Consider the following 18,947-nt stretch of genomic DNA (forward strand, 5'->3'; position numbering starts at 1 on the left):
TGTTTTGTCATTTTACCCTATGATCTTCTTTTGGGGATAGTCCTCTTCCCGACTTTCCCCCCAAGAATCCCACGATCTTAACTGCGCCAGCTCTTCGCGGCTCTGACAGATTCCGGCTTCAAGCAGATGAAAAAGCTCCAGGCTGCTCCGGAACGGAACATATTTATCTTTTTCCAGCCAGCGGATATAACCCTGTATGCTGTAATGGTCGGAACGTACCACCTTGATTAAAAAAGTGGGGGAAGTATCGGATGCCGTTCGCACCATACTCTTCCCTGAACAAGCTTTCATGATATATCCTCCGTATTCTCTCTGCTTTTGTGATTTGTTCCCATTATAGCAGGCGCCGATTTCATTATGAGGTTGAATGGATTTCATTTCCCGCACACAGGAATTTATTTCCAGTTATATTTCAGGCACAGTTCAATTACAGAAACAAAAAAACACCCTGTTAAAGGATAAAATCCTCACAGAGTGTTGTTATTTGTCGAATAAAATTGAATTTTATCGGTTGATTTGCTCCAGATAATGCGACGGCACATCGCTGAACGGTGTGAATTCCATGACGACTGTCAGGGAACCTTTGCCGACCTGCTTTTCAAACCGCTTCTGGATTCTGGAACCGACCAGAATCAGCCCTTCCTGCTTGGTGTCCGTCAGCAGCAGAATCATCTGGTACTGGTTCCACTGTGTAAAGACGTCTCCCCTGCGCAGGGAGTCTTCCAGAATCCGTTTCAAGCCTTTGCAGGCCATTTCCATCCGGGCGGGGAAAAGATCGTTTCCCGCGCCGGAAATGGTCGCAAGGCCGAGAAAGGTGTTTCTGCTCCCGCGCATCCGGCGGCGTTCTTCAAGGTTATAGATAATACGGAAATACTCCAGATCGCAGTACAGTGCGCCGTCCGGATCGTCGCACTGGGAGAAATTCCTGCTCAGGTCCGACAGATCGGCCCGATGGACGTTTTGTTCCCCTGCGGTGATTCGTCTGTAAATGCTTTTCATGGCCGCGGAAGGTTTCACGGCAAGCTCCCGGGACATCCGTTCGGTAATATAATTGTAGTGGCTCAGCGCCACGCTGTATTCGTTCAGGGCCAGAAGGGCTTCCAGGAAGCAAAGATGCAAAGATTCTTCCAGCGGTTCATGGCAGACGGCCTGCTCGAAATACTCCACGATTTCAGAGTGGCGGCCCTGTCCCTTCAGCAGCTTAAAAAGCCGGAGCAAAGACTGTACATAGAGCCGGGAATAATGAGTGTGCAGGGGGAAGGTCCATTCGCAGTTGGGAATTTCCGCCAGATAGGCTCCCTTATACAGCCGGACGGCCCGCTCATAGTGGCCGATCGCCAGATTTGGGTCACCGTGCTGCTTTGCGTCGGCCTCGCGGATTTCCTTCTCAAAAAGGTCCGTATCCACCGTGCAGCCTTTTCCAAGGGTAAAAATATAAAAGCCGCCGTCACAGACGAGGTTGAAAGGCGAATCGTCATTTCCGCTTTTTCCAAGCAGCTCTTCCTCCTGCAGCATCTGGCGCAGACGGAAAATCTGAGTCCGAAGAGTGTTTTTGGAATCGACAAGATCCGCGTCGTCCCATAGATTCTCCACAATGCTGTCGGGAGAAAGGCGCTTCCCCCTGTTCGCCACAAAATATTTCAGCAGTTCCAGACTCTTATGGGACCTCCTGCTTCCGGTAAAAAGAGACCTGCCGTCCTTCTGTAAGTCCCAGCCTCCCAAAGTAAATACTTCCACCGACATTTGATTTCCTCCATCCTTTGGCCACCTGCCCGATTGCGTCCCTGCATCCGTGTCCGTTTTGAGGGCCGGAACCGAAGGAACCAGCCGAGAATATTTAAACGACCATATTCCAAAGAACAGTTTTTCTGATATGATAATTCTTTAAATTAATTCAAATAAATAATAATCAAAAACTTTTGAAATAACAAATGCTTTTGCGCGAATGGTTGATAATGAAGAGCGGACGGTAGATTTTTACGAAATATTTTCGGCTATTTTTCCTATAGACAACAATCTGATACGGTGATATGCTGGGAAAGAAAAAATTGCATTTTGCCGGAAAAGGGATCCGGATGTGCAAATCGGAGGGAAAAAAAGAGGATGGTTTACCATATTGCCGTCTGTGAAAACGACCCGGACTGCGCCGCACAGCTGCAGAAAATGATTGAAGAAATCCTGGCCGGCCGGCGTACGGCCTTTTCCTGTGACAGATACACCGCCTGCGAACAGCTGGAGTCGGCGGTCGCGAGCCCCGGAACGAAGTATCACATCCTTTTTCTGGATACCGTGCTGGATGGAAAGGACGGCGTGGCGTTTGCCGGAAAACTGCGGGATTCCGGGCTGCTTTCCCCGATCGTTTTTATCTCCTCCGATGCAAAGTCCGCTCTGGCCGCCTATGCCGCCGCGCCTGTTCATTATTTGCTCAGGCCCGTGCGGAAGCAGGAACTGCATACCGCGCTCTGCCGGGCGTTCAGGCAGTATGAAGACAGTTCTGTCTGTATGATGGAGACCGCCGGAAGGGAGATCACCGTGCTGGCGGCTTGCGATATCTTTTACCTTGAGGTATTTAACAAAATGATTCTGGTGCATTGCAGAGACGGCGGCACTCTGACCGCCGCCGGGCCGCTGACCGATTTTTTCAGGCGTCTTCCGGCGGGGCGGTTCTATGCCTGCCACCGCTGTTATGTCGTCAATTTTTCCTGCGTGAGGCGTTTGCGCAGAAATGAATTCGTGCTCGAGGACGGCGGCGTGATTCCGGTTGCGCGCCGGAGATATCGGGACGCGCTGTGCGCGTGGAAAAACTATCTGGAAGAAGAAAAGATGATTTAAAAGAAGGGTATAAGAAACGGTGCTCTCTTAAAGAAAGAGAGCACCGTTTCTTTTGCATAGATCGTCTTTGTTCCGGGGATTATTTGAATATTGCCTTGATTGCGGCCATACTCATCTGCGCCGCTTCGTAGCCCGCGTCCATGCACTGCTCCATCTGCTCAAACGTCAGCAGCCCCGATTCCTTTGGCAGCTGTGGCTTCAGCAGCAATTTTTCCCCGTGGGAGCTCAACTCCTTTAAACGGGTGCTCATGATGGACAGGGAATGCGTTGTAATATCAATAATATTCATTCTGGCGGGCACCTCGTACTCCTTGGTGACGTCGACCGCCAAAACGTTGGATTCGCCCGCCGCGGTCAAAAGGTCCACCGGCAGGGTATTGGTCACGCCTCCGTCGACCAGGCACAGATCGCCGATCAGCTTCGGCCGGAAAACCGCAGGCACCGCCATGCTTGCGCGGATCGCCTGACAGATGGGGATATCCGTTTTCCACGTTACCCCTTCCACAGCGGCGACATTCCGCAGGGAGCTTGTGTAAACAATGGTTTCACCCGAATTGATATCCACCGCCGGAATAATGGTTCTGATATTGGCGTCCATAATATTTTTATTATCCGTCTGCGCACAAAGAAACTTTTCCAGACGGTTTCCCTTGAACAGCCCGGTAATGTCGATCTTATGGCGGAACAAAAGCTGCGGCACCGCCTTTAAAAGGTTTACAAAATCCGCATCACACAGGGATATCCCTGTTTTGGACAGATCCGTAACCATCTGTTTCAGCGCCGGCGCATTCGTCCCTGTGGCGTAAAGCCCGGCCACGATAGCCCCGGCGCTGGTTCCGGCAATGGAGGAGGGACGCATCCCGGCTTCTTCCAGCGCAAGCAGGACCCCTACGTGAGCAGCCCCTTTTGTTCCTCCTCCTGAAAGTGCAAGCCCAAATGACATCTTTTTTCACCGACTCTCTAAAAATTCAGACCTTCCTGATAAAAGTATATTAGAGACTCGGCAAAACGGTTCGGGTTTCCGCCGGTTATCAGAGTTAAAAAGAGAGAAAATCAGTCTTTTTTCGCAAATCCCAGAGAGCATAAAACGGTCACGGCCGCACCGCAGGCGGTGATGACAATGCCCAGAATGAAGCCCGCTACAGACACTCCTTTTTTCAACGATATCACCTCGTCTGCGATTATACTCCAAATGGCGGGAGAAGGGAAGAGCGCAAAAGCAATGGCGCCCGCTGTCACAGCAGGCGCCACACGTTCGCGGTTACTTTAAGGAGGCAGAAATTACGGAATCAGAAACAGCCACGGCAGCGGCGCCAGCGCCATCTGCGCCGACGCCAGCGCCAGCAAGAGTTGCAACACATTTTTAACCCTCAACTCCTTTCGACGGTTCTGTCATATACTATGAAAACAGCAAACAGCTTGTCAATATGAAGTTAAGGAATGCCCGGCTATGAAAATACCGGAGGTATCCGATGAGTTTCGGAAGGCCCCCGGTACGGGATATTTTTATCGTCTGCCTGTGTGCTTTTCTCAGAACCGGGGCGTGCCGCTTGGTTTCTCCGGCTCGGCTTCCCGGATCAGATTTTCGGCGATTTTGCGCAGATCCTCTTCCGAACGCACGTCGGGGCTGGTCTGTTTGATGCTTTCCTGCACAAATTTCGGCAGCGAGAGAAAATACTGATTGTTTTCCAGATTTTTCGCAAATTTATTATCAGACATAATTTACCTCCGCAAGTTATCGATATTTCACAGCGTTTGAACGAATTCCCTGATGCTTTCCAGTTCCCCAGTCAGCGGTACGCCGATCACCTTTGACAGGGCCTGGTTCAGCTCTTCGTACTGATCGCCGGTGGTGATCATCCGCTCGGACTGGTGTTCCTTCAGCAATGCAATCCGGCGGTCGAGTTCGTTGATTACCGCCTTTTTGATGTCTTTGCTCATGAAAGCACTTCCTTTCGCGGTTAGTATGTGTTTTCGGGGCGGAGAGTATGCGCGCCGTCCGGTATCGGACCACATGAAGGGAATGCATTCCGGGGATCATTAGACTATTGGACAAAATTGTGCTATAATTTTAAAAAATTGAAAATATAGAACATGGTTGAAAACAAAAAAGCGCCAGGTTATCTATAAATAATAAATTAGGAGTAAATATGGATTTTAAAGACCTTAACCTCAGTCACAGAATTTTAGATGCACTTGAAAAAGAAAACTATGCCGTACCGACGCCCATTCAGGAGCAGGCGATTCCGCTTGTGCTCGCCGGCAGGGACCTTCTTGGGTGCGCACAGACCGGCACCGGCAAAACAGCGGCTTTTGCGGTGCCGATTTTGCAGCTTTTAAGCGGCCGCCCGGCGGATCAGAAAGAGCCGAGGAAAATCCGTTCCCTGGTTCTGACTCCCACAAGGGAGCTTGCCCTTCAGATTTATGAAAGCTTTCGCTCCTACGGCCGCTACACCCGGCTGCATACCTGTGTGGTGTTCGGCGGCGTATCCCAGAAAATGCAGGTGGAAAAACTGCGCCGCGGCGTGGATATTCTGGTCGCGACGCCCGGCAGGCTGAACGACCTGATGAATCAGGGATATATTCAGCTGAAAAATGTGGAAATCCTCGTTCTGGATGAAGCCGACCGCATGCTCGATATGGGCTTTATCGCGGACGTAAAAAAAATCATTGCCAAAATCCCGCAGAAGCGGCAGACGCTTCTGTTTTCGGCGACCATGCCCAAAGAGATCGAAGAAATGGTCGACACCATGCTGGCCGACCCGGCAAAGGTGGAAATTACGCCCCCGGCAACAACGGTCGACCGGATCGACCAGTCCCTGTATTTTGTGGACAAGGATAATAAACGGAAGCTTCTGGTCTCCCTTCTGGAGGATGAGTCCATCCGTTCCGCGCTGGTGTTTACCAGAACGAAGCACGGCGCCGACCGGGTGGTAAGGGAGCTGGAAAAGGCCCATATCAACGCGCAGGCCATTCACGGGAACAAATCGCAGAATGCCCGCCAGACGGCGCTGAACAGCTTTAAAAACGGCAGCATCCGCGTGCTTGTGGCCACGGATATCGCGGCGAGGGGGATCGATATCGAGGAATTGTCCTGCGTGTTCAACTACGACCTCCCCGAGGTCCCCGAGACCTATGTGCACCGTATCGGCCGGACCGGCAGGGCTGGAATGAGCGGTACGGCCGTTTCCTTCTGCTGCATCGACGAAAAGCCCGACCTGCGCAATATTCAGAAGCTGATCGGGAAAACCATTCCGGTGGTGCAGGACAATCCCTACCCCATGCTGATTACCACCCCGACCCCGAAGTCGGAGCTCCGCCACCGCCGTACCCCGGCGCCCGGCGCCGAACCAAGAAAGAGGGTCTCCGCCAAAAAAGAGACAGCCGGAAAAAGCGGCTTTGCCGAAAGTGCGAAAAGCAAGCCGCCCGCTAAAAAATATACGGAGAAACCGAAATGGAAGAAAACGTATCCCCGCAAGGGATAGTGCTTGTCTGCTTCGGTTTCCACTCCGAAAAACGGCCCGAAATTTCCGGGCCGGTAAAAGGAGGCAGGAAAAATCCTGCCTCCTTTGATTTATCTTGACATACCAATAATTATTATGGTATAATCATGGACATAACAACTATTGTTATGTTGGAGGCCGATATGGAACGGAAAATCCTTTATCTTACAACGGAAAAGGAACTGAGAACCTATATGCATCCTCTGCGCCAAAGAATTTTGTTCCTTTTGGGGCGTAACAAAAATGGAATGACGGCAAAGCAGCTGGCGGACGCGCTGGGAGTTGCCCCGTCCAGCGCGGGACATCATCTTGCCGAGCTAAAAGCCGCCGGCCTTGTGGAGCTTGCGCGCACCGAAAAGATTCACGGCTTTACAGCGAAGTTTTACCGGCTGACGAATGTGAGCGTCAGTCTGAAAAAGATTCCCAAAGAGGCGGCGGGTGTCCGGCGTGCGGTTTTGCAGAACCATGTCAGCGAGAATTTTAACCGTTGGGCCGATACGGTTGAGTCCTCTGACGAATCCGGCGCACCGTCCTCTCCGGAGACCGGAGAATTCTTTTCAGGAACACTCTATCTAAGCAAACGAGACATGGCCGTTTTGAACAAGTTCCTTGCTTTCTGCGACGCGCATGCACAGCCAATTGAGGGAACCGCACCCTATGAATTCACATTATTCTATGCGCGCACCGGGGATAGCAGCAATGATATTTAAAATCAAAGAAAGCTTTTCGGCTTATAACGGTTTGCCAAAGGAAGTTTACCTGTTATTTACCGCCCGTATCATCACCAGCATCGGCTCCTTTGTGCTTCCGCTTCTTACGTTGATTCTTTCCCGGAAGCTGGGCATGTCAGAAACAGAGACCGGAAATTTTTCCGCCCTCTTACTCCTCTCTCAGGGGCCTTGTCTGCTTCTGGGCGGAAAGCTGATTGACGCGGTCGGCCAGAAAAAAATGCTGGTTTTCTGTCAGACTCTTGGCTCTCTTTTCTATTTTATGTGCGGATTTACAAAAGACCATACCACGATTCTGGTGTTTATTATGATTGCGGCCGATCTGTTTGTGGCCGCTTCTCCCGCGTATCAGACCATGGTGGCAAGACTCACCGTTCCGGAAAACAGAAAGGCCTCCTACTCCCTTCTCTATCTCGGAATCAATATCGGCATGGCAGTCAGCCCGCTGATCGGTGGGCTGCTGTTTGAAAAACACCTGCCGTTTTTATTTATTCTGGATGCGGTAACAACCCTGCTGTCAACCGGCTTGATCGCCCTGTATATCAGGCTGCCGGAAGAAGGTCGGCAAGCGAATACCGATACGTCTAACCATGCGGATACCGGTAAGGATGTTTTCTCTTTTGGGGTATTGAAAAGAACACCGGTGCTGCTCTTTTTCTTTTTATTTCTATTTATCTATGATTTTACCTATATTCAATGGAGCTTTATGTTGCCGCTGCAATTCAATGAACTGTACGGATTGAACGGAGCCCGTTTTTACAGCTTTATCAGCATCGTAAACCCCGTCATCTGCACCGCATTTACCCCATTGTTGACGAAGCTGACCATGAAATACCATCCGCTCGCGGTTGTAACCGGCGGAGGGATATTCTACTTTGCGGCTTATGTCCTGTTTGCCTTCGCAAAGAATATTCCTCTCTTTTTGATTGCCGGAACGCTGTACACCTTTGGAGAGATTTTAATCGTGATCAATATCGGGGAATTTATTGCGGAGCATTCTCCCAGTGCCCATCTTGGCCGGATGAACGCAGCCCGCTTGTTCCTGCAGGGAACCGCCAACGCGCTGGGTCCGCTTATTATGGGCAGGGTTCTGTCCTTTTCCGGTTACCGTTTCTCCTGGCTGCTTGTGGCTGCTATTGTGTCGTCAGGTTCGATGGGAATGTATTTCCTTAACAAAAAAGACTCCAAAGTGCAGGCGCTTTCGAATGGGGATGGCGGCGATGTATTCACAGAACAGATCCAGTGATTCTCCATAAAAAGAAATCCGGCGCCATATGAGGCGCCGGATTTCCGTATGTATCAGGCTTTTTCCTACAGCTTGAATTCCTCCGCGCTGTGTGGTTTGAGCGCCGGCATGCTCACGGGAGTGCGTTTTAAGGGATCGTAGACAAAACGGCCGCAGCCGCCGTCGGGGTCGAGGTATCTTCCGAGCCTGCACACGCTTGCGCCGTCGAAATCGGAGCCGTTTGCACAGTGCCTGCAGTCCGTCTCTATGTGATTGCCGAAAAGCTTTGCTTTCTTTTTCCCAAACATTTTGATTCTCCTATAGGATTTCCCGCCCGCCGTAAGCGGGTGATTTTTAAATTCCTGCATTTTCCATAAAAAATTTGACAATATTATTATAACATTATTCTTCCTTCATTTCCAGCTTTTCACGCGGCAGGCTGAAAATCAGCGCCGCACAGAGCGCGATCAGCGCGGCGGCGGCGGGAACGGAGCCGGAAAAGTCCCCCGTAAGCTGCTGGGACGTTGTGCTGAACACTTCCACATCCTCCGGAAAGATACACAGCAGAGCCCAGGTGAGCGCCGCGGCGGTAATGCCGTGGAGCAGGCGGAACAGCATAAAACGGGGCAGGTTCACACGGATATTGGAAACGGCGGACAGAACTTGGAAATGGACGCAGATTCCGCCCCAGCCGATCGCGAGCGAAACCGCCCACAGCGGCACCCCAAGCTTCGCCAGGTCGGAGCAGCCGCCCGTTACCTCCAGCAGAGCCGAAAGCGCCGCGGCGGCGCGCGGCCCCGCCGCCCACTGGCGCAGCAAATTCAGGAAAGCCGCGAACAGAATGACAAAGCAGCACATGTTGATCATGGCGCGCGCCGCGTCCGCAGCGGACAGAATCAGGGCGTCTGCGGCCCGGTTCCTGACTCGCTTTTTCCCCGCCCGGGGAGCGGGAGCTTCGTTTTCTGCGCCGATGCTGCACACAAGAGCCAGAATCAGGGATGCGGCAAGCTGTGAAATCAGCAGGATGACCCCTGAGCGCTCGTCGTGCAGAAATCCGACCCCAACGGCGGTAATGACGAATGCGGGGCCGGAATTGACGCAGAAGCAGAGCATGCGCGAAGCCTGCTTTTCGCTGACGGAGCCGTTTTCATAAAGCGCCGCGATACCGCGCGCCCCGGTCGGGTATCCGCCGATCGCGCTCATCAGAATGGTCGCGGCCGAACTGCCCGGCAGCTTCAGAACACTGCGGCACGGAACCTCAAACACCCGTCCGATTTTTTCCGACAGCCCGCTTTTGACCACAAAAACGGAAAGTACCATAAACGGATACAGCGAGGGAACAAGAATCTGCAGGCAGTATCCGATTCCGTTTTTAGCCCCCGCCGTCGCCGCCGCAGGAAAAATCAGCAGCGCGCAGGCGGCCAGAAATGTCGCAGTCAGCAGCAGGACCTGTTTTATTCTCATGACGATCCACCCTTTCATAACCTTATATATATGTCGCCGCGCGGATATTTACGCCGTCCGCCGCATAGGCTTTATAGGATAAATTCGATGTAGGGCGGGGATTCAATTGGAGAAAAAAATCAATATCCGCAAGCTGACGTCAACGCTGCAGATGCCCACTCATATGGAGATAAACGGAAATCAGGAAGTGATTGTCGACGGCTGCAGCGGCGTGCTGGAATACGACACCGAAGCGGTCAGAATCAAGACGGGAAAACTGATTGTGCGCTTCACGGGACGCGGACTGGTCATCAAATGCCTGACGGCGGATTCCCTGGTGGTAACGGGATTCCTGACAGGAATTGAGTTTCTTGTGTGAGGTGGCGGAATGATTTCTTTACATTTGACGCGCTGGCTCCTCGGCTACGCCCGGTTTTCCGTTGTCGGCGGCAGCAAGGAACGCTTTCTGAACAACTGTGCCCGTGCCGGAATCTATCTTTGGGATATCGCGGCGGGAAAAGAGGGAGGAGCCTGTGTTGCCGTAAAAAACTACCGCGCGCTGCGGCCCTGCGCGCGAAAAGCGAACGCAAAGCTGAAAGTCCGCGAGCGGCACGGCTTTCCGTTCGCTACGAAGGGAATCCGCAGGCGCAGGGGAATTCTGGCGGGCGCCGTTCTGTTTATGGTGATCGTCCATCTGCTGTCGCTCCATGTCTGGAGCATCGAGGTAAAAGGGAATACCTCCATCCCGACCGAACAGATCGAGGCGGAGCTGGTGCGCCTGGGCGTCACGCCCGGCGCGCTGAAATCAAGCGTACAGCCCCAGATGCTGCAGCAGAAGCTCATGCTGAAATTTCCCCGGATCGGGTGGCTCTCGGTCAACACCAGAGGATGCTCCGCAGAGGTCCATCTGGAGGAAAAGGTCGACCGGCCGCTGATTGTCGGCGATAAGCACGAAACGATCTGCAATATCAAGGCGGCCCGTACGGGCCAGATCCTTTCCATGGACGTTTATACCGGCACCGCGCAGGTCAGCGAGGGCGACGCCGTTGTGGAAGGGCAGCTGCTGATCAGCTGTGTTGTCGAGGATAACCTCGGCTACTCCACGCTCAGGCACGCGGCCGGGAAAATCATTGCCGAAACCTCCCGCACCCTTTCGACCGAAGTCGATTTAAAGCGCAGCGAGGTGAAGCCAACGGGGAAAACGCTCACGCGCAGATGCCTGTGCCTGTTCGGCGCGCGCGTGCCGCTCACCTTTGCGGGAAAGCCGCAGGGAAACTACCGGACGGAAGGCGTCCACACCGACCTGAAGCTGATGAATTCCGTTTTGCCCCTGGGCTTTTACGAGGAGAAATGGACGGAGGAGAAAACGGAAACTATCACGCTGACAAAAGAGCAGGCGCTTGCCGAGGCAAAGGAGCAGATGGAACAGAAAAAGAAGGAGGAACTGAAGGACGCGAAGATCATTTCCGCCAGCGAGGACGCCAGATTTACCGATTCCGGGCTGATTTACACAATCCAAGCAAAATGTGAGGAAAATATTGCCCAGGAATCGGAAATATTAATAAAATAATGATATTTTTGTCATTAATCATGGTGACTTAATAGGCTTACTGTGTTATAATGGACCTAATTTATCTGAGGGAAGGTTTTCCACCGCTGGGCAAATCTTCAAAAGGAGATAGAATGTTTGAACAAAGGATCAATATTGACCGCATGGAACAGGCGGTCGCTCTTTTTGGCAACTTTGATGAAAATATCAGGCTGATCGAAAAAGAGTACCATGTGGGCATTGTCGGACGCGGAAGTGAAATCAAGGTTTCCGGCGATCCGGAAGATGTTGCGCCGGCCGTCCGCGCAATTGACAGCCTGCTGTCCCTCGTCAACCGGGGAGAGGCTTTAAGCGAACAGAACGTCCGCTACTGTATTTCCCTTGTGAATGAAGGCAGCGAAGATAAAATTGAAACACTTGCGGGGGACTGCATTTGTATAACGTCCAAAGGAAAGCCGGTCAAGGCAAAAACACTCGGGCAGAAAAAGTACTGTACGTCGATTAAAAACCACACGATCACCATCGGGGTCGGCCCCGCGGGAACCGGAAAGACTTATCTGGCCGTGGCCCTTGCCGTCACGGCGTTCCGCGCGCAGGAGGTCAACCGCATTATCCTGACCCGTCCCGCCGTGGAGGCGGGGGAGAAGCTGGGCTTCCTTCCGGGCGACCTTCAGCAGAAGGTGGACCCGTACCTGCGCCCGCTGTACGACGCGCTGTTCGACATGCTGGGCGCGGAAACGTATCAGAAGTATGTGGAGCGCGGCAATATTGAAGTGGCCCCGCTGGCGTATATGCGCGGAAGAACGCTTGACGACAGCTTTATTATTCTGGACGAGGCGCAGAACACGACGCCGGAGCAGATGAAGATGTTTCTCACCCGTTTGGGATTCAATTCCAAAATGGTGATTACAGGGGATATTACCCAGATAGATCTTCCGGACGGGCGCAGGTCCGGCCTGAAGGACGTCGTGAAGATTCTGCGCGACATTGACGATATCGCACAGGTACGATTCAATGAAAAAGATGTCGTTCGCCATAAACTGGTGCAGGACATTATCAAAGCATATGAGAAAAACGAGGAGGTCGGGCATTAAAGGCCATGGAAAAAGTGAGAGTTATCATTGAAAATAAGCAGAAAGAGGTTAAAATTCCTACGGGTTTGCGCATGCTGGTTCGGCGCTGCTGCAACGCTGTGCTGCGTATGGAAAAATTCGGATCGCCCGCAGAAATCAGCGTCACCTTTGTAAATAACGAGCAGATTCATGAATTGAACAGGCAGTACCGCGGAAAGGACGTCCCGACCGATGTGCTTTCCTTCCCCATGGGGGAAAACGGCGTGTACGACATCAACCATTCCACCGGTGCGAAAATTCTGGGCGACATCGTCATTTCCATGGAAAAGGCGGTGGAACAGGCGGAACGCTACGGCCACAGCCTTGAGCGCGAGGTGGGCTACCTTTCCGTGCACTCCATGCTGCATCTGCTTGGATACGACCATGAAAACGGCGGAATCCAGCGGGTCCATATGCGTGAGAAGGAAGAGCTGGTCATGACCCAGCTGGGCCTTCCCAGCACAAGCAGCTATGTATTGGACGAGGATGAGGAATAAGCTTGCGGTTTTTTAAAAGCTTTCGGTATGCTTTTCGCGGAATCATCTACTGCATCAATAATGAACGGAATATGCGGATACATACGGTGGCTGCACTGTATGTATTTGTCTTTTCGTTCTTTTTTGAAATGTCACGGACAAGCTATGCCGCCGTTATGATTGTAACCGCCATGGTGATGACCGCCGAACTGTTCAACACCGTCGCGGAGGAGCTCTGCGACCTGACGGCGGCGAGCTTTCACCCCGTGGTGCGCATTATCAAGGATATGGCGGCGGGCGCGGTTCTGGTCTGTGCCGTTTTCGCGGCTGCGGTCGGCGTGTGCGTTTTCTGGCAGCCCGAGGCCTTCGGAAGGATCCTCCGGTATTTTGCCTCCAGCCCGCCCATGCTTTTGCTGCTTGCTGCGGTGACTGCGGCAAGCATGGTTTATATCGTTATGGGACCCACCGGCATCCGCGATTATATCAGAAAAAAACGAGAGAAATAAGGAGAAGAGTCCATGGTGGATCAGAAACAGGAAAAATCCGCTTTTATTGCGATAGTAGGCCGCCCGAATGTGGGGAAATCGTCCCTTTTGAACGCGATGATCGGACAGAAGGTCGCTATCGTTTCCAATAAACCGCAGACGACGCGTACCCGTATCATGGGCGTTCTGACCAGGGGGGAATACCAGCTGGTCTTTATTGATACGCCCGGTCTTTTGAAACCGCATAATCAGCTTGGGGAGTACATGGTGCGCTCCGTTACGGAGTCCGTTTCCGGGGTGGACGCCTGCCTTCTGGTAGTGGAAGCGGGCAAAAAAATCTCGCCGGCGGACCAGGAACTGATCGAACGGTTCAGGTCGATCGAAATCCCGGCGGTGCTGGCGATCAACAAAATCGACCTGCTGCAGGACAAGAGCGTTTTGATGGCGCAGATATCCGAACTGTCCGCGCTTTACGACTTTGAGGCCGTGGTCCCCGTTTCGGCGATGGACGGCAACGGAGTCAGGGACCTTACCGGAGAGCTGGAAAAGCTTGCGATGCCCGGCGGGCATTTCTTTGAGGAGGATACGCTGACCGACCAGCCCGAGCGCGTGCTGGCCGCGGAAATCATCCGGGAAAAGCTGCTGCGCCTGTGCAGCAAAGAGGTCCCGCACGGCATTGCCGTTCTGGTGGAAAGCATGCACGAGCGCGGGGACAAAAGCGGCATCACCGATATGGAGGCTACGGTTTTCTGCGAAAAGGAAAGCCATAAGGGGATTATCATCGGCAGGGACGGGGCGATGCTGAAAAAAGTCGGTACGCTGGCCCGTGCCGATATGGAACGTTTTTTTGACTGTAAAATCAATCTGAAGCTCTGGGTAAAGGTAAAAGAGGACTGGCGCAACCGCACCGCGGTTTTGCGCAGCCTTGGGTTTGACAGCAATTCCTTCAACGGTTAGACAAAGCACATCTTTGCAGTGAAATTTGTCTGATTATGGGTTTAATTCATTTATTTACCGCTCATATAAGCTGAATTAAGGCAAATACTTAAATCAGAAAATGAAAAGGGAGCGGAAAATATGGATGAACAAACAGCTTGGAATTGTTTTCAACATACCGGAAATATCAGCGATTATCTGATCTACAGCCAATGCAAACACAGTAATGAAGAAAGGCAGATGCGGGAGGGCGCGGATGCAGATAGAGACCAAAGGCCTGATCATCAGGGAGAATTCCGTGGGTGAAAGCGACCGCCTTGTCACCGTACTTACAAGCGGGGAAGGGGTTGTGCGCGCTTTTGCGCAGCAGGCTAAAAAATTAAAAAACAGCAAACTTTCCGCGACGCAGCTTTTCAGTTATTCCCGCCTCACGATTTTCAAGGGGCGGGATAAATACATAATTGACGACGCGCAGCCCATTGAAGTTTTTTTTGACCTTCGCAGGGATATTGAGCGTCTTTCCCTTGCCCAATATTTTTGTGAGCTGGCGGGTGCGCTGGCGCCGCAGGAAGCCGAGGCCGGGGATTTTTTGCGTTTAATGCTCAATTCCTTTCACTTTCTGTGCAAGGGCTTAAGGCCGAACGCACAGATCAAGGCGATCGTGGAAATGAAAATGCTCTCGCTCGCGGGGTATATGCCCAATCTGATCTGCTGCTCCGGCTGCTCGTGCTATGAGGCGGAGGAGATGTTCTTCCTTCCCCGCAAGGGACTGATTGATTGCAGGGACTGCTTTGCGGATTCTGCGGAACCCGCCGTCCGGCTGAGCCGCGGCGCGCTGACCGGCCTGCGGCATATTATTTACGCCGATTTTGAGAAGCTCTTTTCCTTCAGCCTGTCGAAACAGGGGCTGAAGGAGCTTTCCGCGGCGAGCGAGCAGTACGTTTTATCCACCTTGGAGCGCAGCTTTAATACGCTGGAATTTTACAGACAGATGAAAACAGAGGACGAATCAACGAACGGTTAGAATGATTGGGGGAAAACCTTTTGAAGCATAAAAACGCGCTGCGCGCGGCTTTCCCGCACACCATTCCGGTGATGCTCGGTTATCTTTTCTTAGGCGCCGCCTTCGGAATCCTGCTGAACAGCAAAGGGTACGGCTGGGGCTGGGCGGTGCTGATGAGCGTGTTTATCTACGCGGGATCCATGCAGTTTGTGGCAATCGGACTTTTGTCCGGCCCGTTTCTGCCGCTGCAGGCGGCGCTGATGACCCTGATGGTCAACGCCCGACATACCTTTTACGGAATTTCCATGCTGGAGAGGTTCAGGAGCATGGGAAAGAAAAAGCCTTACATGATTTTTTCGCTGACGGATGAAACCTTTTCCCTGCTGTGCAGCGCCCGCGCGCCGGAAGGCGTCGACGAGAACCGGTTTCTGTTCTGGGTTTCCCTCCTTGACCAGCTTTATTGGGTCGCCGGTGCGGCGGCGGGCGGCCTGATCGGCTCTCTGGTCTCCTTCAATACAAAGGGCATTGATTTTGTAATGACAGCGCTTTTTACGGTTATCTTTGTGGATCAGTGGGAAAATAACAGGAACCATTTTCCCGCCCTTGTCGGACTGGGCGGTTCCGTTTTGTGCCTTGCCGTGTTCGGGCCGGGGAATTTTATCCTGCCCTCCATGGCGCTGATCGCCGCCGTCCTCAGCCTTTTCGGGAAAGCCGCTGAAAGGGAGGGAACCGTATGACGCTGACGTCCGGTCAGGCCCTGATCCTGATTTTCGTGATCGCGCTGATCACGCTGTTTACCCGCGCCCTGCCGTTTCTCCTGTTCCCGCAGGGGAAGGAGACGCCGGCGTTTGTCCGCTATCTGGGCAGGGTGCTTCCCTGCGCGGTGATGGGGATGCTGATCGTCTACTGTCTGAAGGGGATCTCCGTTTTTTCGGCGCCGTTCGGCGCACCGGAGCTGATTTCCGTGGCGGCGGTGGTCTTTCTGCACAAATGGAAGCACAATACGCTGCTGAGCATTGGGGGAGGAACGCTCCTTTACATGTTTTTCACTCAGTTTGTTTTTGTGTAGCAAAACCGCCGGCGATGCCGGTGAGACCGGAGCGCTTTCTCTTCGAGTGTTTCCCCCCACCCCTGACCCTTCCCCTTTTTATAAAAGCGCAAATAGGCAGTTTTCCTGAAATGGGAGGGGGCAGGGGGTGAGGATGTTTCGGCGGCCTTTATATCATGGATAAAGAAGACTTCATTTTCATAGAAATAGGTAGAGGTAACTTATGGAAGATACGATGCAAAGACATTACAGGGCTTTGGAGCTCGATAAAATACGAAAGCTGCTGGCGGCCGAAACGGCGTGTGAGGACGCGGCGGAGCTCGCTTTGCAGCTTACCCCGTCCGTTTCCCTTTCCGAGGTACGGCGGCTCCTGGCCGACACGGACGAGGCCTTTACGCTGATGGCCCGCTTCGGCGCGCCGTCCTTCGGCGGGCTGTACAACATGACCAATTCCCTGCGTCGCGCGGAGGCGGGCGGCACGCTCAACATGGCCGAGCTGCTGCGCATCGCGGGCGTTCTGCGCACGCTGCGCGGGATTGTGGACTGGCGCGCGAAAAGCGCGGGGGTAAAAAGCTGCCTGGACTGGCGGTTCGATTCGCTGATGCCCAACAAATATCTGGAGGACCGGATTTACGGCGCGATTCTTTCCGAGGAGGAAATGTCGGACAACGCGTCCGTTCAGCTCGCGTCCATCCGCCGCAAAATCCGTTCCGCGTCCTCCCGCGTCCGGGAACAGCTCGACAAAATGATCCGCTCCCCGCTCTACCAGAAATATCTGCAGGACCCGATCGTCACCCTGCGCGGCGGCCGGTTCGTCGTGCCGGTCAAGGCGGAGTTCCGGGGAGAAATCGCCGGACTGGTGCACGATACCTCCGCAAGCGGCGCGACCGTGTTTGTGGAGCCGATGGGGGTCGTCGAGGCCAACAACGAGGTGCGGGTGCTGCAGTCGCGGGAGCAGGCGGAAATAGAGCGGATCCTCGCCGAGCTTTCGGCGGAGACCGGCAACTTTTCCAGCGGGATCATCAGCGGGTACCGCGCCGCGGTGGAGCTGAACCTGATTTTCGCCAAGGCGAGCCTGGGCTATAAGATGAAGGCCAGCCTTCCGGCGGTGAACGACAAGGGGAAAATCCTGCTGAAAAAGGCGCGCCATCCGCTGATTGACAAGAACCGGGTCGTCCCCACGGACATTGAACTCGGCGTTCATTTTGACACCTTGGTGATTACCGGCCCCAATACGGGAGGAAAAACGGTGTCGCTGAAAACGGTGGGTCTGCTTACGCTGATGGCCATGTGCGGGCTGATGCTGCCGGTGGCGGAAAACAGCGAGATTTCCGTTTTTCATCAGGTGCTGGCCGACATCGGCGACGAGCAGAGCATCGAACAGTCTCTGTCCACTTTTTCGGCGCATATGACGAATATCATCCGGATCATCGGTCAGGCGGATGAGAACAGCCTGATTCTGCTGGATGAGCTGGGGGCGGGGACCGACCCGGTCGAGGGCGCGGCGCTCGCGATGGCGATTTTGGAGGCTCTGCGCAAAAAGGGCGCACGGGTGGCCGCTACGACCCACTACGCGGAGCTGAAAGCCTATGCGCTGCAGACAGACGGCGTGGAAAACGCGTGCTGCGAGTTCGACGTACAGACGCTGCGGCCGACCTACCGGTTGCTGATCGGCGTGCCGGGGCGCTCCAACGCGTTTGCCATCTCTTTGCGCCTTGGCATGGACGAAGAGATCGTCGACCGCGCGAAAGAGCTGGTATCCAGTGAAAACACGCGGTTTGAGGACGTGGTCCAAAGCCTGGAAACCAGCCGCCAGAAGCTGGAGGGCGAACGCGCCAAAGCGGAGCAGGCACATCTGGAAGCCGTTCGGGCGCAGAAGGAAGCGCAGGAAATCCGCAGCAGCATCCAGGCCGAGGCGGACAAAGAGATCGGGAAGGCGCGCCAGCAGGCTTCCGAACTGGTTTCCCGTACCCGCGGGCAGATCGACGCCCTTCTGAACGAAATGGAAGAACTGAAAAAACAGCAGAACAAAACGCTCTCCGCAGAGCAGAAGGCAAGGCTGAAAGCCGGGCTGCGCGTTCTGGAGGAAACGGCCGATCCCATTCACGGCAGAAAGGACGAGGGCCCGTATGTGCTGCCGCGTCCGCTGCAGGTGGGGGATACCGTCCTGCTTTACGATATTGACAAGCAGGGAACGGTGCTGCAGCTGCCGGAGGGAAACAACCGGAACGTTCTGGTGCAGGCGGGCATCATCCAGACGAGGGTGCCGCTTTCCAATCTGCGGCTGGTGCAGGAGAAAAAAGGGAAGGAAAAGCGCAGGACGGTTACCAGAAATGTCACGGGCAGGGCGCAGGCAAAGGTGACGACCGAACTGGACCTGCGCGGGCAGACGACGGAAGAAGCCATTATGAATGTCGACCGGTTTATCGATTCGGCGCTGCTCAGCGGTATTGAGCAGCTTACCGTTATCCACGGCAAAGGAACGGGGGCCCTGCGCGCAGCGGTGCAGCAGCACCTGAAAAGGCACCCGAGCGTGCGCAGCTACCGGCTGGGCGTGTTCGGGGAGGGAGAAGCCGGCGTTACCATTGTGGAATTAAAATAATGATC

The 18,947-nt window shown here is 53.7% G+C and carries 21 protein-coding genes; 14 read left to right on the forward strand and 7 right to left on the reverse strand.

Features of this window, described 5'->3' with window-relative positions:
- Positions 1-12: 12 nt before the first annotated feature.
- Positions 13-291 carry a hypothetical protein gene (locus ACRQV7_RS04790; protein WP_275712870.1) on the reverse strand — a complete coding sequence of 93 codons (279 nt, stop codon included), beginning with the start codon at positions 289-291 and terminating at the stop codon, positions 13-15.
- Between the two features lie 213 nt (positions 292-504).
- On the reverse strand, positions 505-1,743 hold the full coding sequence (locus ACRQV7_RS04795; protein ID WP_444659659.1) for a BTAD domain-containing putative transcriptional regulator: 1,239 nt from the start codon (positions 1,741-1,743) through the stop codon (positions 505-507).
- A gap of 360 nt (positions 1,744-2,103) precedes the next feature.
- Between ACRQV7_RS04795 and ACRQV7_RS04800 the strand changes: the two genes are divergently transcribed.
- On the forward strand, positions 2,104-2,832 hold the full coding sequence (locus tag ACRQV7_RS04800; RefSeq protein WP_275712866.1) for a LytR/AlgR family response regulator transcription factor: 729 nt from the start codon (positions 2,104-2,106) through the stop codon (positions 2,830-2,832).
- A gap of 79 nt (positions 2,833-2,911) precedes the next feature.
- Here the strand turns inward: ACRQV7_RS04800 and ACRQV7_RS04805 are convergent, their stop codons facing one another.
- From ACRQV7_RS04805 to ACRQV7_RS04815, 3 genes are all read right to left on the reverse strand, one after another.
- Entirely contained in the window at positions 2,912-3,775 is an 864-nt protein-coding gene (locus tag ACRQV7_RS04805) for a patatin-like phospholipase family protein (protein ID WP_444659660.1), read from the reverse strand.
- Between the two features lie 587 nt (positions 3,776-4,362).
- On the reverse strand, positions 4,363-4,551 hold the full coding sequence (locus ACRQV7_RS04810; RefSeq protein ID WP_275712862.1) for a hypothetical protein: 189 nt from the start codon (positions 4,549-4,551) through the stop codon (positions 4,363-4,365).
- Between the two features lie 27 nt (positions 4,552-4,578).
- Positions 4,579-4,773 carry a hypothetical protein gene (locus ACRQV7_RS04815; RefSeq protein WP_275712861.1) on the reverse strand — a complete coding sequence of 65 codons (195 nt, stop codon included), beginning with the start codon at positions 4,771-4,773 and terminating at the stop codon, positions 4,579-4,581.
- Between the two features lie 209 nt (positions 4,774-4,982).
- Between ACRQV7_RS04815 and ACRQV7_RS04820 the strand changes: the two genes are divergently transcribed.
- The 3 genes from ACRQV7_RS04820 to ACRQV7_RS04830 all read left to right on the forward strand — a co-directional run bounded on the left by ACRQV7_RS04820 (position 4,983) and on the right by ACRQV7_RS04830 (position 8,309).
- On the forward strand, positions 4,983-6,317 hold the full coding sequence (locus tag ACRQV7_RS04820; protein WP_444659661.1) for a DEAD/DEAH box helicase: 1,335 nt from the start codon (positions 4,983-4,985) through the stop codon (positions 6,315-6,317).
- 161 nt (positions 6,318-6,478) lie between these two features.
- Positions 6,479-7,045, forward strand: coding sequence for a winged helix-turn-helix domain-containing protein (locus ACRQV7_RS04825; RefSeq protein ID WP_444659662.1), 567 nt, complete (start codon positions 6,479-6,481; stop codon positions 7,043-7,045).
- Complete coding sequence (locus ACRQV7_RS04830) at positions 7,035-8,309, forward strand: MFS transporter (protein WP_444659663.1); 1,275 nt, start codon at positions 7,035-7,037, stop codon at positions 8,307-8,309. The genes ACRQV7_RS04825 and ACRQV7_RS04830 overlap by 11 nt, the downstream gene beginning before the upstream one ends.
- Positions 8,310-8,374: 65 nt before the next feature.
- Here ACRQV7_RS04830 and ACRQV7_RS04835 read toward each other — a convergent pair whose 3' ends face one another.
- Positions 8,375-8,596: a hypothetical protein gene (locus ACRQV7_RS04835; protein WP_444659664.1), complete on the reverse strand. Its 222-nt coding sequence runs from the start codon at positions 8,594-8,596 to the stop codon at positions 8,375-8,377.
- Between the two features lie 94 nt (positions 8,597-8,690).
- Positions 8,691-9,752: a nucleoside recognition domain-containing protein gene (locus tag ACRQV7_RS04840; protein ID WP_444659665.1), complete on the reverse strand. Its 1,062-nt coding sequence runs from the start codon at positions 9,750-9,752 to the stop codon at positions 8,691-8,693.
- A gap of 106 nt (positions 9,753-9,858) precedes the next feature.
- Here ACRQV7_RS04840 and ACRQV7_RS04845 point away from each other — a divergent pair, with 106 nt between their 5' ends.
- From ACRQV7_RS04845 to ACRQV7_RS04890, 10 genes are all read left to right on the forward strand, one after another.
- Positions 9,859-10,110 (forward strand): YabP/YqfC family sporulation protein, encoded by a 252-nt coding sequence (locus ACRQV7_RS04845; RefSeq protein WP_444659666.1) that lies wholly within the window; start codon positions 9,859-9,861, stop codon positions 10,108-10,110.
- A gap of 9 nt (positions 10,111-10,119) precedes the next feature.
- Positions 10,120-11,301: a sporulation protein YqfD gene (gene yqfD / locus ACRQV7_RS04850; protein WP_444659667.1), complete on the forward strand. Its 1,182-nt coding sequence runs from the start codon at positions 10,120-10,122 to the stop codon at positions 11,299-11,301.
- 113 nt (positions 11,302-11,414) lie between these two features.
- Complete coding sequence (locus ACRQV7_RS04855; RefSeq protein WP_444659668.1) at positions 11,415-12,374, forward strand: PhoH family protein; 960 nt, start codon at positions 11,415-11,417, stop codon at positions 12,372-12,374.
- Positions 12,375-12,379: 5 nt separating this feature from the next.
- Positions 12,380-12,889, forward strand: a complete 510-nt coding sequence (gene ybeY / locus ACRQV7_RS04860) for an rRNA maturation RNase YbeY (protein WP_038323234.1) — start codon at positions 12,380-12,382, stop codon at positions 12,887-12,889.
- Between the two features lie 2 nt (positions 12,890-12,891).
- Entirely contained in the window at positions 12,892-13,374 is a 483-nt protein-coding gene (locus tag ACRQV7_RS04865; RefSeq protein WP_444659669.1) for a diacylglycerol kinase family protein, read from the forward strand.
- 12 nt (positions 13,375-13,386) lie between these two features.
- Positions 13,387-14,310, forward strand: coding sequence for a GTPase Era (gene era / locus ACRQV7_RS04870; RefSeq protein ID WP_444659670.1), 924 nt, complete (start codon positions 13,387-13,389; stop codon positions 14,308-14,310).
- Positions 14,311-14,545: 235 nt separating this feature from the next.
- Positions 14,546-15,313: a DNA repair protein RecO gene (gene recO / locus ACRQV7_RS04875; protein WP_444659671.1), complete on the forward strand. Its 768-nt coding sequence runs from the start codon at positions 14,546-14,548 to the stop codon at positions 15,311-15,313.
- A gap of 71 nt (positions 15,314-15,384) precedes the next feature.
- Entirely contained in the window at positions 15,385-16,029 is a 645-nt protein-coding gene (locus ACRQV7_RS04880) for an AzlC family ABC transporter permease (RefSeq protein ID WP_444660217.1), read from the forward strand.
- On the forward strand, positions 16,026-16,361 hold the full coding sequence (locus tag ACRQV7_RS04885; RefSeq protein ID WP_444659672.1) for a branched-chain amino acid transporter permease: 336 nt from the start codon (positions 16,026-16,028) through the stop codon (positions 16,359-16,361). Before ACRQV7_RS04880 ends, ACRQV7_RS04885 begins: the two co-directional genes overlap by 4 nt.
- Positions 16,362-16,575: 214 nt before the next feature.
- Positions 16,576-18,942 (forward strand): endonuclease MutS2, encoded by a 2,367-nt coding sequence (locus tag ACRQV7_RS04890; protein ID WP_444660219.1) that lies wholly within the window; start codon positions 16,576-16,578, stop codon positions 18,940-18,942.
- Positions 18,943-18,947 lie beyond the last annotated feature (5 nt).

Source organism: Caproiciproducens lactatisolvens (assembly GCF_052443335.1).
Taxonomy (GTDB): domain Bacteria; phylum Bacillota; class Clostridia; order Oscillospirales; family Acutalibacteraceae; genus Caproiciproducens.